Origin of the sequence: Polaribacter ponticola (assembly GCF_026191475.2) — a bacterium.
In the GTDB taxonomy this organism is placed as follows: domain Bacteria; phylum Bacteroidota; class Bacteroidia; order Flavobacteriales; family Flavobacteriaceae; genus Polaribacter; species Polaribacter ponticola.
The window spans coordinates 1786470-1800563 of the sequence record NZ_JAOSLC020000003.1; the positions used below are offsets into that span (position 1 = coordinate 1786470).

Here is a 14094-nt window from a genome sequence, read left to right on the forward strand (position 1 = left end):
GATGAATATAGAGTCTATTTCTTATTAGAATATTATTGTAATTTGTAAAGAAATTAAGGTTTAAATTAAACTTCTACAAAAGATAATTTAGAATATGGTTAAAATTTTAGTCACAGGTTCTAGTGGTCAATTAGGCACTGTTTTAACAAAAGAATTACAAAAAAAATATGGTATAAATAATGTTATTGCTTCAGACTTAATTATAAAACCAACTTTCAAAGGAATTTCAGAAATCTTAGACGTTACAAATATTGACGCACTTGAAAAAGTAGTTTTGCAATATAAAATTACTCAAATTTATCATTTAGCTGCAATTCTATCTGCTAAAGGAGAAATAAACCCACTAAGAACTTGGGATATAAATATGAAAACTTTATTTAATGTTCTAGAAGTTTCAAGATTACACAATATTAAAAAAATATTTCACCCAAGTTCAATCGCTGTTTTTGGTGATGAAATTGAAAAAATAAATACTCCACAAGCACCTAACTTAACACCATTAACAGTTTATGGAATGAGTAAAACTGCAGGTGAGAATTGGGTAAATTATTATCATAAAAAATATGGAATGGATATTCGTTCTATTAGATATCCAGGTGTAATTGGTTATCAATCTCTACCAGGAGGTGGCACAACAGACTATGCAGTAGAAATTTATCATAAAGCAGTAAAGGAAGAAAATTTTGATTGTTTTTTAGAGGCCTCTACAATGTTACCTATGATTTTTATGGATGATGTTATAAGCGCCACCATTCAATTAATGGAAGCTCCAAGTGAAAATATAAAAATTAGAACTTCATATAATTTAGCAGGAATGAGTTTTACTCCAGAACAAGTATATGAATCTATAAAAAAAATCTACCCAGATTTTAAAATAAATTATCAACCAGATTTTAGACAAGATATTGCAAATTCTTGGCCAGATAGTATAGATGATTCAGCAGCAAAAAGACACTGGGGTTGGAAACCAAGATACGATTTAGATGAAATGACCAACGTAATGATTGAAAAATTAAAAGAATATTACCATTTAGAAATCAAAATATAATTTTTTATGTACGGAAAAATTAAAGATACTTTACAAAACGAATTACAAGAAATTAAAGATGCAGGTTTGTATAAATCTGAAAGAATCATTACTTCCTCTCAAGATGCAGTGATTAAAATTTCAACAGGAAAAGAAGTTATCAACTTTTGTGCAAATAATTATTTAGGATTATCAAACAATAAAGAAGTTATACAAGCTGCAAAAGACACGATGGATTCTCACGGATTTGGAATGTCTTCAGTACGTTTTATATGTGGTACTCAAGATATACATAAGCAATTAGAAGAAAAAATTGCTAATTTTTATACCACAGAAGACACTATTTTATATGCAGCCGCTTTTGATGCAAATGGAGGCGTTTTTGAGCCACTTTTAACTAAAGAAGATGCAATTATATCTGATAGTTTAAATCACGCTTCTATCATTGATGGTGTTCGTTTATGTAAAGCAGCACGTTATCGTTACAATAATAATGATATGGTTTCTTTAGAAGAACAATTGATTGAAGCCAAAAAACAAAATCATCGTTTTAAAATAATAGTTACAGATGGTGTTTTTTCTATGGATGGTATTGTTGCCAAACTAGATGAAATTTGCGATTTAGCAGATAAATACGATGCTATGGTTATGGTAGACGAATGTCACGCAACAGGTTTTATCGGTAAAACTGGTAGAGGAACAGTAGAGTTGAAAAATGTAATGGACAGAGTAGACATTGTTACAGGAACTTTAGGGAAAGCTTTGGGTGGAGCAATGGGTGGTTATACAACAGGGAAAAAAGAAATTATAGAAATTTTACGTCAACGTTCTAGACCCTACTTATTTTCTAATTCTCTAGCACCATCTTTAGTTGGTGGCGCATTAAAGGTTTTCGATATCATTTCTAATGATACTACTCTTCGTGATCAATTAGAATGGAATACCAATTATTTTAGAACAGAGATGGAAAAAGCTGGGTTCGATTTAGTTGGTGCAGATGCAGCAATTGTTCCTGTTATGTTATACGATGCTAAACTATCGCAAACAATGGCAAATAAACTATTAGAAGAAGGTATTTATGTAATTGGCTTCTTTTTTCCAGTAGTGCCAAAACAAAAAGCAAGAATTAGAGTACAACTTTCTGCAGCACACACAAAAGAGCATTTAGATAAAGCAATTAAAGCATTTACTAAAATTGGTAAAGAATTAAAAGTTATATAGTTATGAGCAAACCCACGTTAGTAATATTAGCAGCAGGAATGGGCAGCAGATATGGTGGTCTTAAACAAATGGATACGTTTACCCCAGAAGGAGATACTATTATCGATTTTTCTTTATATGATGCTATTCAAGCTGCTTTTGGCAAAGTAGTTTTTATCATTAGAAAAAGTTTCGAGTCTGAATTTAAAGCTATTTTTAATAAAAAATTAGCAGGTAAAGTTGAAGTAGAATATGTTTTTCAAGAATTAAACAATGTTCCTGAAAAATATAGAAACCCAGAAAGAGTAAAACCTTGGGGTACAGGACACGCATTATTAATGACTAAAGATGTAATAAAAGAAAATTTTGCTATTATAAATGCAGACGATTTTTACAGCAGACAAGCTTTTGAAGTGATTGCAAAACATTTAAAAAATGTAGCAAAAGATAGTTATGAGTTTAGTATGGTAGCTTATTCTTTAAAAAACACAGTTTCAGACAATGGCTATGTTTCGAGAGGAGAATGTACTGTAGATAAAAACGGATTTTTAACAGATGTTACAGAAAGACTTAGAATTGAAAAAGTAAATGGAGGTTTAGAAAGTGAAGATGAAAATGGAAAAATGATTCCTATAGGTGAAAACACCACTGTTTCTATGAATTTTTGGGGGTTTACACCTAAATGTTTTGAATTTGGAGAGGAGTTATTTTTAGACTTTTTAGAAAAAAACAGAGAGAACTTAAAGGCAGAGTTCTATTTACCTTTAATTGTAAATCAGATGTTAGAAACTAAAAAAGCTTCTGTAAAAGTTTTAGAATCAGATTCTAAATGGTTTGGTGTTACTTATAGTGATGATAAAGAGAAGACACAAAAAGAGATTGGTAAATTAAAAGAAAACGGAGTTTATCCAAAAAATTTATGGAATTAATATGGAAGCAAACACGTTAAAAAATATTTTCAATCAATTTGATCATAAATCAAATTATGTAAGTCATTCAGAGTTAAACTCTGGGCATATAAATGATACTTTTTTGGTAAAAACGGATGGTGATAAAAACTACATTTTGCAAAGAATAAACCATAACATTTTTAAAGATGTTCCTGGTTTAGTAAATAATAAAGTACTTACAAGTAAGCATTTAAAAAGCAAATACCCTACTCTTTCAAAAGATGCATTAAGTAAAAAAGTGTTGAGTTTTGTAAAATCAAAAAACACCGAATTTTATTATCATAAAGAAAATGGAAATTTTTGGAATGTAATGGTATTTATTGATGATAGTGTTACTCACGAAATTGTAAAAGACGAAGAAATCGCTTATGAAGGGGGTAAACTTTTAGGTGAGTTCTTAAACTTTACATCAGATTTAGACAGCAGTCTATTAATAGATGTAATTCCTAATTTTCACGATATGTCTTTTCGTTTTAAACAATATGCAGTATCTATACAAAGTGCCACAAAAGCTCGTTTAAACAAAGCAAGTAAATACACAAAAATTGTTGCAGATTTAAAAGAAGAAATGTACATTCTTCAAAAGTTAAAAGCGTCAGGAGAAATTCCTACTAGAGTTACTCATAATGACACAAAAATATCAAACTCTTTGTTTGATAAAAATAACAAAGGTATTTGTATGATTGATACAGATACAGTAATGCCAGGAATTATTCATTATGATTTTGGTGATGCCATTAGAACCATCTGTAATACTGCAGCTGAAGATGAAAAAGACCTTTCAAAAGTAGAATTTAATTTAGAATATTACATAGCCTATGAAAAAGGTTTTTTAGAACAAACCAAAGATTCTTTATCGCCTGTAAGTTTAAAATATCTACCATTAGCAGCAAAAACAATGATTTTTATAATGGCACTTCGTTTTTTAACTGACTATCTAAATAACGATACTTATTATAAAACAAATTACTCAGAACATAATTTAGATAGAGCCAAAAATCAATTTAAATTGATAGAAAGTTTTACTGAAAAAACAGTAAATAATTAATCTAATAACAACTTAAAACCAAAAATATGCAACAAAAAAATAACACAGTAGCCATTTTAATTATTGCTGGCTTGTTTTTCATCTTTGGCTTTGTTACTTGGATAAATGGAGCATTAATTCCGTTTATGAAAACCATTAATGAATTAACAGATGCACAATCTTATTTAGTAGCATCTGCTTCTTACATTTCTTTTGTTGTAATGGCTTTGCCTGCATCCTATATTTTAAATAAAATAGGATATAGAAAAGGGATGTCTTTAGGGTTGATAATTATGGCAATTGGTGCCTTAGTTTTTATTCCAGCAGCAGAAGCTAGAACTTACTGGGTTTTCTTAACAGGAATTTTTATTCAAGGTGTAGGAATGACCATTTTGCAAACAGCTGCAAATCCTTATATAACCATTTTAGGACCTATAGAAAGTGGCGCAAAACGTATTGCTATTATGGGAGTTGCAAACAAAACTGCTGGTGCTTTAGGATCTTTAATTTTTGGAGCTTTGTTATTATCAGGGATAGATCAAACCAAAGAGAAATTAGCAGGAGCTTCTTTAGAAGAAAAAAATGTTTTGTTAGATACAATGGCTGACAGCGTTTTTATGCCTTATGTAGTTATGGCTGCTGTTTTATTTCTATTAGGAATTTTAATTAGAAAAGCGCCTTTACCACATGTAGAAGCAGATGAAACTGAAACATTAGAAGAAGGAAAAACAGCTAAAACAAGTATTTTTCAATTCCCAAATTTATGGTTAGGTGTATTAGCTTTATTCGTTTATGTAGGTGCAGAAGTAATTGCAGGAGATACTATTATTGCTTACGGAATTTCACTTGGTTTTACAGGTGAAGAAGCAAAATTCTTTACAACATACACACTTATGGCAATGGTTGCAACTTATGCTTTAGGAGTGTTTTTAATTCCAAAATATGTAAAACAAAAAACAGCGTTAATAGCAAGTGCAATCTTAGGAATTGTTTTTAGCTTTTGTATTTTAAATACTACAGGATTTACATCAGTTTTATTTGTAGCTGCTTTAGGAATTGCAAATGCTTTAGTCTGGCCTGCAATTTGGCCTCTAACTTTAGAGAGTTTAGGAAAATTTACAAAAACAGCCTCAGCACTTTTAATTATGGCAATTTCTGGTGGTGCAATCATCCCTCCTTTATATGGTAGAATTGTAGATGCAAACAAACACGAATTAATTACTAGTGGTATGCAAGAAGCACAAGCAATGTCTACAGCTTCAACAAGTAGTTATTGGATTTTAATTCCTTGTTATGCAATCATACTCTTTTTTGCTATTTGGGGACACAAAATAAAAAATTGGACTAAATAATTTTTCAAAAAAATAACAACATATCATGTTAAAAAGTAAAATTGACAAAGCAACTGGTTTCGAAAAAAGATTTGAAAATATTGGAACTGTTGTTTATGAAAATTCTGCAACTGCCTCTAAAAAAATCGCAGCAGAAATAGCTAATCTCATTCAAGTAAAACAATCTCAAAAACAACCTTGTATTTTAGGTTTAGCAACAGGTTCTTCTCCAAAAGGATTGTATGCAGAATTAGTACGTTTACACAAAGAAGAAGGTTTAAGTTTTAAAAACGTAGTATCTTTTAACTTAGATGAATACTATCCTATGGAACCAGATTCTGTAAATAGTTATGTACGTTTTATGCAAGAACAATTGTTTAATCATGTAGATATTTTACCAGAAAATTGTTATGTGCCAGATGGAACTTTATCAAAAGAAGAAATAAGAGATTATTGTGACCAATATGAAGCAAAAATTGAGGCTTTAGGAGGTATTGATTTACAGATCTTGGGAATTGGCGGAAATGGACACATTGGTTTTAACGAATCTGGATCACTGCAAAACTCAAAGACAAGGTTGGTAGCTTTAGACCATATTACAAGAGTTGCTGCAAGTGGAGATTTCTCAGGATTAGAAAATACACCAAGAACTGCCATTACATTAGGTGTTAAGAAAATAATGGAAGCCAAAAGAGTAATACTTATGGCTTGGGGAGAAAGTAAATCTAATATTATAAAAGCTTCTGTAGAAGATGAGGTTACTAGTCAGGTACCAGCTTCTTACTTGCAAGAGCATAGAAATGCAACCTTTATTTTAGACCAAGCTGCTGGGTCTAAATTAACAAGAATCAATACACCTTGGTTGGTTGAAAAAATAGTTTGGACAGATCAATTAGTTAGAAAAGCAGTTTTAAGTTTGGCTTTGCATTTAAAGAAACCTATTTTAATGCTAACAGATGCGGATTATATAGAAAACGGAATGAGCGATTTGTTAGCAGATTCTGGACCCGCTTATGACATCAACATAAAAATATTCAACAAATTACAAAATACAATTACGGGTTGGCCAGGTGGAAAACCAAATGCTGATGACAGTAAAAGACCAGAAAGAGCAGAACCTGCTAAAAAGCGTGTTTTAATTTTTAGTCCACATCCAGACGATGATATTATTAGTATGGGTGGTACTTTTAAAAGATTACATGAACAAGGTCATGAAGTTCATGTTGGTTATCAAACCTCTGGAAACATTGCAGTAGCAGATGATGAGGCATTGCGTTTTGCAAGTTTTGTAGTTGATTATAATGAGAAATTTGGTATTGATAATAATGAGGCTGCTGATATTTATAAAAATGCAGCTACCTTTTTAAAAAATAAAAAATCTAGTGAAATTGATACTCCAGAAGTTAGATATATAAAAGGATTAATTAGAAAAGGAGAAGCAAGAGCTACTTGTCATTTTGTGGGTGTGCCTGATGAGCAAATCCATTTTATGGAACTTCCTTTTTATGAAACAGGAAGAAAAAAGAAAAATCCTATTGGTGCTGAAGATATAAAAATTACTACAGATTTAATTGAGAAAATTAAACCTCATCAAATTTATGCAGCAGGAGATTTAGCAGATCCACATGGTACTCATAAAGTTTGTTTAGATGCTGTATTTACAGCTGTTAAAGAGCTTAAACCTAAAAAGTTTATGAACGATTGTTGGTTATGGTTGTACAGAGGTGCTTGGCAAGAATGGGGAATAGATCAAATTGAAATGGTTGTACCTATGGGACCAGACCAAGTTCTAGAAAAAAGAAAAGGAATCTTTAAACATCAATCTCAAAAAGATGGTGTTGTTTTTCAAGGATCTGATAGTAGAGAGTTTTGGCAAAGAGCAGAAGACAGAAATAAAGAAACTGCAGATTTATACGATCAATTAGGATTAGCTCATTATGCAGCTATGGAAGCTTTTGTAAGATGGGAGTTTTAAATTTATATTGATTAAATAAAATTAATATTAGGAATAAAAAAATGCAAATTCAAGGAAATTTATTAGAAGAGTTGGTTTTTAAAGCTAGTGATAGAGGTTTTTTTACTGAATGGCAGGATAAAATGAGTACTATAAGTAAAGAAAACTTTTTACCAATGCACGAAGCTGGAAAATTAGCTTATGAAGAACTAAAAAATAAATAGTAACATTTTAAATTATTTTATAAAATGAATTCAGAACTTGATAATTCTAATTTTCAATTCTCTTATGTAGATTGTTTGAACAATCTTAATGATTTTGACAACCTTATTAATTGGTTAAGTAACGAGTTTATTTTGTATCTGCAAGAAGAGAATCAAGGAATGAAGGTCTATTTTCCTAATGGATGGTTTACAATTCGTTTTATTAAAGATGGTAAAAACAGTTATGAAGTTTTAATAAATTCTAAATCAAAATTCACTTTTACAAAAATAAAAGAAGAATTATTACAGGCTATTCAAAGGTTTAAACACATAAAAAAAGAATATTCTTATGAGCAATTATCATATTAAACATTTAGAAGAATATTATCAAGTTTATAGAAAATCAGTTCGTGAACCTGAAAAGTTTTGGGGAGAAATTGCTGAGGAGCATTTTTTATGGAGAAAATCTTGGAACAAAGTTTTAGAGTGGGATTTTAACAAACCTGAAATAAAATGGTTTGAAGGTGCAAAATTAAACATAACAGAAAACTGTATAGATAAACACTTATACAGAACACCTAATAAAACTGCCATTTTATTTGAGCCAAATGACCCAAATGAAGCAGCAGAACACATTACTTATAAACAATTATCAGAAAGAGTAAATCAGTTTGCTAATGTACTTAAAGCCAATAATGTTGGCAAAGGTGATAGAGTTTGTATTTATGTGCCTATGATTCCAGAATTGGCAATTGCAACTTTAGCTTGTGCTAGAATTGGTGCCATTCATTCTGTGGTTTTTGCAGGTTTTTCATCAACAGCATTAGCAACCAGAATTAATGATTCAGATTGTAAAATAGTCATTACTTCTGATGGTTCTTACAGAGGTGCTAAAACAATTGATTTAAAAGGGATTGTAGATGAAGCTTTAGAAAATTGTGCAGGAGTAGAAACGGTTTTAGTGGCAAAAAGAATCAATTCTGACATCAATATGAAACAAGGAAGAGATAAATTGTTGCAACCTTTATTAGATAAAGCATCTAAAGAATGTATTGCAGAAACTATGGATGCAGAAGACCTATTATTTATTTTATATACTTCTGGCTCTACAGGAAAACCTAAAGGGATGGTGCATACCACTGCAGGATATATGGTGTATACAGCTTACACATTTAAAAACGCATTTCAATATAAAGAAAATGATGTGTATTGGTGTACAGCAGATATAGGTTGGATTACTGGGCATTCTTATATTGTCTATGGGCCATTAGCCAATGGTGCAACAACTGTAATGTTTGAAGGCGTGCCAAGTTATCCAGATTTTGGGCGTTTTTGGGAAATTGTAGAAAAGCATAAAATTAATCAATTTTATACAGCACCAACAGCGATTAGAGCTTTGGCAAAACACGGAACAGAATTGGTAGATAAATACGATTTATCGTCTTTAAAAGTACTAGGTTCTGTAGGAGAACCCATAAACGAAGAAGCTTGGCATTGGTATAATGATAATGTTGGGAAAAAGAAAAGCCCAATAATTGATACTTGGTGGCAAACAGAAACTGGTGGAATTATGATTACCCCAATTCCTTATGTAACACCAACAAAACCTACATATGCAACTTTACCATTTATAGGAATTCAACCAGCTTTAATGGATGAAAATGGTGAGGAAATAAAAGGAAATCAAGTAGATGGTAGATTGTGTATAAAATTTCCTTGGCCAAGTATGGCAAGAACTATTTGGGGAAATCACGAACGTTATAAAGAAACCTATTTCTCAGCATATGAAAATATGTATTTTACAGGAGATGGAGCATTAAGAGACGAAGTTGGTTATTACAGAATTACAGGTAGAGTAGATGATGTAATTATCGTTTCTGGTCATAATTTAGGAACAGCACCAATAGAAGATGCAATTAATGAACATCCAGCAGTTGCAGAATCTGCTATTGTTGGTTTTCCTCATGATATTAAAGGAAGTGCTTTATATGGATATGTTATTTTAAAAGATTCTGGAGAAAATAGAAATCAAGATAACCTAAGAAAAGAAATCAATCAAATAATTACAGAACATATAGGACCAATTGCGAAATTAGATAAAATTCAATTTTCAGAAGGATTACCAAAAACACGTTCAGGAAAAATTATGAGACGAATTTTGCGTAAAATAGCATCCAATGAAATGGATAATTTAGGAGATACAAGTACTTTGTTAAACCCAGAAGTTGTGCAAAATATTATCGATAGTCGATTGTAATTCTGTATTGATCCGTTGATTTAGTGGTTTGATTAATTTAAATAAAATCAACAAATGAAAATTTACAAATTAGAAACCCTAAAACCAAATGTAATTGAAGCTTTTAAACGATTAATACCTCAGCTTTCAGAAGATTGTAACGTACCATCAGAAAAAGATCTTGAAGATATTATAAATTCTGAATGCACTAATCTTTTTGTAGCAGAAGAAAATAATGAGATTATTGGGACATTATCGTTAGTATTTAATAAAATTCCAACAGGTAAAAAAGCTTGGATTGAAGATGTGGTGGTTGATAAAACTGTTAGAGGAAAAGGTGTTGGAAAAGAATTAATTTTATTTGCTATGAAATATGCAAAAGAAGTTAATCACACAACTATAAATTTAACCTCAAGTCCAGAAAGAGAAGCTGCTAATAAATTGTATCAAAAGCTTGGTTTTTTAAAAAGAGAAACAAATGTATATAGGACTCACCTGCATTGAAATATGCAAAAAATTGAAAAGAAAGAAAATCAAGAGTTATACAAAAAATATTTGTAAGCTAACTTGGCGAAAAGGATTGTAAATACTTATTAACTATTCAACACATTAACTTTACTTATAAAAAAGAAACAAAAAAACAAGCTAGAAAATTCAATTTCTAACTTGCTTTTTTTAATCTAAAACGTTTTTTCTTCTCCTCATCCAGATAAACATTAGTTGACATGCGTCACTAATCATTCTAGATACTAACTGATTTAATTAATCTAATCCTTACATTATTTATATAATTTTTAAATATAATTTGTTATGTTAATTAAATGTTATAATATTGCATTATGTATAACATAATACTTTAATGATTTATTAATTCAACCTTATTAGTATGAGAAAAAAAGATTCCAATATCATCTATATGATATTTATTCTGTTTTTTGCCTTACCAGCATTAACTTTTGGTCAGCAAAAAACAATTACAGGAACTGTGGTGTCCGCAAGCGATAACTCACCTTTTCCTGGAGCATCTGTTTATGTAAAAGCTACAAAAGCTGGTACATCAACAGATTTTGATGGTAAGTATTCTATTAAAGCAAATACAGGAGATGTTCTAGTGTTTAGTTTTCTTGGGTATACTTCAAAAGAAGTTACTGTTGCAGATGAAACAGTAATTAATGTATCATTAGAAGAATCTAGTTCTGTATTAGATGAGATTGTTATTACTGGTTATGGTAAACAAACCAGAGCAACCTTAACAACATCTATCTCTAAATTAGATACTAAGGTTTTAGAAACTTCTTCAAGATCTAATGCAGCAACTGCATTACAAGGTACAATAGCTGGTTTAAGAATAACAAACAATACAGGTCAGCCAGGAGCAACACCATCTATTGTTTTACGTGGTGGAACTAGTTTTAATGGTACAGGATCCCCTTTAATTTTAATTGATGGTATACCTGGTTCTTTTTACGCTTTAAATTCAGATGATATTGAATCTATAGAAGTGTTAAAAGATGCAGCAGCAACTGCTATTTATGGAGCAAGATCTGCTAATGGGGTTATTTTAGTAACGACAAAAACAGGAAAAGTAGGTAAATCTTCTATTAACTATAAGTATAAATATAGTATAAATAATGAAAGAGATGATCAAAAGTATCTTTCTGCAGCAGATTTTATAAACTATAATAGACAAGGGCACAAGTACTCTGAAGAAACTCGTGGTAACCCTAATTTTATCCGTCAATTTATAAATGGAGCAAATTCTTTTGCAATAGGTGGTAATACAATAGATTCTCCTTTTACAACACAATTGTTAACAGCTTCAAATCAATATTTATTAAGTCAGCCAGGTTGGAGTTCTATACCAGATATTTTAGACCCTAGTAGAGATATTTTATTTTATGATAATAAAAACGTAGGAGATCGTATTTATCAAGATAGCGAAACTAAGGATCACTATATTTCTTTTGATGGTGGTAATGAAAAAGGTACTTACTATTTAGGTTTAGGTTTACTTGATAATGATGGTTTAATTTTAGGCTCTGGATTTAAAAGGTATTCAGGTAAATTTTCTGGGTCATATAAAATAAAGGAAAACTTAAAAGTAAATTCTAATATTTTATATTCACATTCTAATTTAAGTAGAAGTCCTTTGGGTGAAGATGATACAGTTTTTAGAAGATTTCAAGGGCAAGCACCTACTTCTAGAGATTTTAACAATAATGCAGATGGTACTTGGTCAAACTTATACGCTTCTGGGCAAAACCAAAGTTTTGGTAATCCATTATACTATCAAGATAAGTTTGTTAGAAAAAATTTAGAACAACGTTTATCTGCTTCTGTTGGTATAAACTGGGATATTTTAGAAGATTTAACATTATCAGTTAGAGGAAGTCATTTTACAGTGAATAATCATAACGAAAATTTTGACAAAGCTTACAGAAGAGGTAGCAGTATTACAGGTGCTTTAAACACAACTCGTAATGCTTCAGTTAGATTACAAAGAACTTTAAGAAATCAGATAACTGGTACTTTAAATTACACAAAAAAGTTTGGTGATCATCGCATTAACGCTTTAATTGGTGCAGAATATTTTAAAAACAACTTTTTTCAATCTTCTGCTGGCACTAGAAACTCGCCAACAGATTTAATTGAAACATTAAATGCAGGTTCTGAAGCTAATGGTATACCTAATAGTTTTGAAACTGAATATGTACTTGCGTCAACTTTAGGTAGACTAGTTTATGATTTTGATAATAGATATTTATTTCAGTTTAATTTTAGAAGCGATGGATCTTCTAGATTAGGGAATAACAAATACGGATTTTTCCCTGGTGTTTCTCTAGGTTGGAATGCTCATAATGAAGCGTTTTTTGATAAATCATCTTTCTTAAGTAAATACGTTACTAAATTAAAACCAAGATTAAGTTATGGTGTTAGTGGTAATCAAGAGGTTTTAAGTAATTATGGTGTGTATGGTTCTTATGGTAGCCAAGGTGTTTATAATGGTCAAACAGGATATGCCAATTCAGGTTTAGCAACTTTAGACTTATTATGGGAAAAAGCAACAACGCTTAACTTTGGTTTAGATGTATCATTTTTTGATAATAGACTTACTTTTATAACGGACATATACTCTAGAGACATAAAAGATAAATTAGCAAATTTAACATTACCTTATTATACTGGGTTTAGTAGTATTTTAACAAATAACGGAACCATTAGAAATAAAGGATTTGAATTACAAATAAATGGTGATGTTATTAGAAATGATGAACTAACATGGAATGTTGGTGCAACTTTTACTAGAAATAGAAATTATGCAGTAGATCTTCCTGAAAATGACAATGACTTAAACAGACAAAATGGTGTGCTTATTTGGAATCCTAGTACAGGACAAGAAGAATGGGTAGGTGGTTTTCAAGAAGGTCAAAGATTAGGTAATGATCTTGTTGTAGCTTATGAACAAGGAGGTATTTATGCAACGCAAGCAGAAGCTGATGCAGATAATGGAATTACAGATATGTTAATGCCTGGTGCTAGTCGTAACAAACGTTGGGCTGGAGATGTAAAATGGGTAGATCAAAATGGTGATGGTATCATTAACAGTTTAGATAGAAAAGTTATTGGGCGTACAACACCAGATTTAGTTGGTGGTTTAACAACAAGCTTGAATTATAAAGACTTTAGCCTTTTTATTAAAACAGATTTTGCTGTAGGTCATTTAGTTTGGAATCATATTAGAGCAAAAGGATATGGGCAAACGCAAGGTAACTTAAATCAACCTATTGAAGTATTAGACTCTTGGACACCAACAAATACAGATACATCTTGGCCAAGAATGGTTTTTGTAAATGATGCAAAAAATGTTTGGAGAGGTAATGAAGGTAGTGATTATAGATCTTCTAGTAGTTTGCAAAACTCTGGTAACAGTCGTTTTTGGGAAAAAGGTGATTATTTAGCATTACGTGAAGTAACTTTTAGTTATAATGTGCCAACAGAATATTTTAAAGGAGCCGTTCAAAGATTAAATATCTATGCAACAGGATCTAATCTACATTATTTTAAAAGTATGAGTGGTGATACTCCAGAAGTTGGTGGTGTACAGTATGGATCATTTCCAATGCCTAGAACATTCACACTTGGCCTTAATATAACATTTTAATTTT

At 30.7% G+C, this 14094-nt stretch carries 11 protein-coding genes; all 11 read left to right on the forward strand.

From position 1 onward, the window contains the following. Positions 1 to 94 precede the first annotated feature (94 nt). Positions 95 to 1048, forward strand: coding sequence for an NAD-dependent epimerase/dehydratase family protein (locus N5A56_RS13230; protein WP_265725869.1), 954 nt, complete (start codon positions 95 to 97; stop codon positions 1046 to 1048). Between the two features lie 6 nt (positions 1049 to 1054). Then, positions 1055 to 2248: a glycine C-acetyltransferase gene (gene kbl / locus N5A56_RS13235; protein ID WP_265725870.1), complete on the forward strand. Its 1194-nt coding sequence runs from the start codon at positions 1055 to 1057 to the stop codon at positions 2246 to 2248. A gap of 2 nt (positions 2249 to 2250) precedes the next feature. Next, positions 2251 to 3156: a sugar phosphate nucleotidyltransferase gene (locus N5A56_RS13240; protein ID WP_265725871.1), complete on the forward strand. Its 906-nt coding sequence runs from the start codon at positions 2251 to 2253 to the stop codon at positions 3154 to 3156. 1 nt (position 3157) lies between these two features. Continuing rightward, positions 3158 to 4225 (forward strand): phosphotransferase, encoded by a 1068-nt coding sequence (locus N5A56_RS13245; RefSeq protein ID WP_265725872.1) that lies wholly within the window; start codon positions 3158 to 3160, stop codon positions 4223 to 4225. 26 nt (positions 4226 to 4251) lie between these two features. Then, on the forward strand, positions 4252 to 5556 hold the full coding sequence (locus N5A56_RS13250; RefSeq protein WP_265725873.1) for a sugar MFS transporter: 1305 nt from the start codon (positions 4252 to 4254) through the stop codon (positions 5554 to 5556). 25 nt (positions 5557 to 5581) lie between these two features. Further along, positions 5582 to 7510 carry a glucosamine-6-phosphate deaminase gene (gene nagB, locus N5A56_RS13255; RefSeq protein ID WP_274270475.1) on the forward strand — a complete coding sequence of 643 codons (1929 nt, stop codon included), beginning with the start codon at positions 5582 to 5584 and terminating at the stop codon, positions 7508 to 7510. A gap of 41 nt (positions 7511 to 7551) precedes the next feature. Then, positions 7552 to 7713 carry a hypothetical protein gene (locus tag N5A56_RS13260; RefSeq protein ID WP_265725874.1) on the forward strand — a complete coding sequence of 54 codons (162 nt, stop codon included), beginning with the start codon at positions 7552 to 7554 and terminating at the stop codon, positions 7711 to 7713. Positions 7714 to 7737: 24 nt separating this feature from the next. Further along, positions 7738 to 8061, forward strand: coding sequence for a hypothetical protein (locus tag N5A56_RS13265; protein ID WP_265725875.1), 324 nt, complete (start codon positions 7738 to 7740; stop codon positions 8059 to 8061). Further along, entirely contained in the window at positions 8042 to 9949 is a 1908-nt protein-coding gene (gene acs / locus N5A56_RS13270; protein ID WP_265725876.1) for an acetate--CoA ligase, read from the forward strand. The genes N5A56_RS13265 and acs overlap by 20 nt, the downstream gene beginning before the upstream one ends. 54 nt (positions 9950 to 10003) lie before the next feature. Further along, positions 10004 to 10432 (forward strand): GNAT family N-acetyltransferase, encoded by a 429-nt coding sequence (locus N5A56_RS13275; protein WP_265725877.1) that lies wholly within the window; start codon positions 10004 to 10006, stop codon positions 10430 to 10432. Between the two features lie 382 nt (positions 10433 to 10814). After that, positions 10815 to 14090 carry a SusC/RagA family TonB-linked outer membrane protein gene (locus N5A56_RS13280; RefSeq protein WP_265725878.1) on the forward strand — a complete coding sequence of 1092 codons (3276 nt, stop codon included), beginning with the start codon at positions 10815 to 10817 and terminating at the stop codon, positions 14088 to 14090. Positions 14091 to 14094 lie beyond the last annotated feature (4 nt).

What these genes read in the sequence shown, in the direction of transcription:
- N5A56_RS13230 (WP_265725869.1), top strand. Translation starts at nt 95, where the DNA reads ATGGTTAAAATTTTAGTCACAGGTTCTAGTGGTCAATTAGGCACTGTT.
- kbl (WP_265725870.1), top strand. Translation starts at nt 1,055, where the DNA reads ATGTACGGAAAAATTAAAGATACTTTACAAAACGAATTACAAGAAATT.
- N5A56_RS13240 (WP_265725871.1), top strand. Translation starts at nt 2,251, where the DNA reads ATGAGCAAACCCACGTTAGTAATATTAGCAGCAGGAATGGGCAGCAGA.
- N5A56_RS13245 (WP_265725872.1), top strand. Translation starts at nt 3,158, where the DNA reads ATGGAAGCAAACACGTTAAAAAATATTTTCAATCAATTTGATCATAAA.
- N5A56_RS13250 (WP_265725873.1), top strand. Translation starts at nt 4,252, where the DNA reads ATGCAACAAAAAAATAACACAGTAGCCATTTTAATTATTGCTGGCTTG.
- nagB (WP_274270475.1), top strand. Translation starts at nt 5,582, where the DNA reads ATGTTAAAAAGTAAAATTGACAAAGCAACTGGTTTCGAAAAAAGATTT.
- N5A56_RS13260 (WP_265725874.1), top strand. Translation starts at nt 7,552, where the DNA reads ATGCAAATTCAAGGAAATTTATTAGAAGAGTTGGTTTTTAAAGCTAGT.
- N5A56_RS13265 (WP_265725875.1), top strand. Translation starts at nt 7,738, where the DNA reads ATGAATTCAGAACTTGATAATTCTAATTTTCAATTCTCTTATGTAGAT.
- acs (WP_265725876.1), top strand. Translation starts at nt 8,042, where the DNA reads ATGAGCAATTATCATATTAAACATTTAGAAGAATATTATCAAGTTTAT.
- N5A56_RS13275 (WP_265725877.1), top strand. Translation starts at nt 10,004, where the DNA reads ATGAAAATTTACAAATTAGAAACCCTAAAACCAAATGTAATTGAAGCT.
- N5A56_RS13280 (WP_265725878.1), top strand. Translation starts at nt 10,815, where the DNA reads ATGAGAAAAAAAGATTCCAATATCATCTATATGATATTTATTCTGTTT.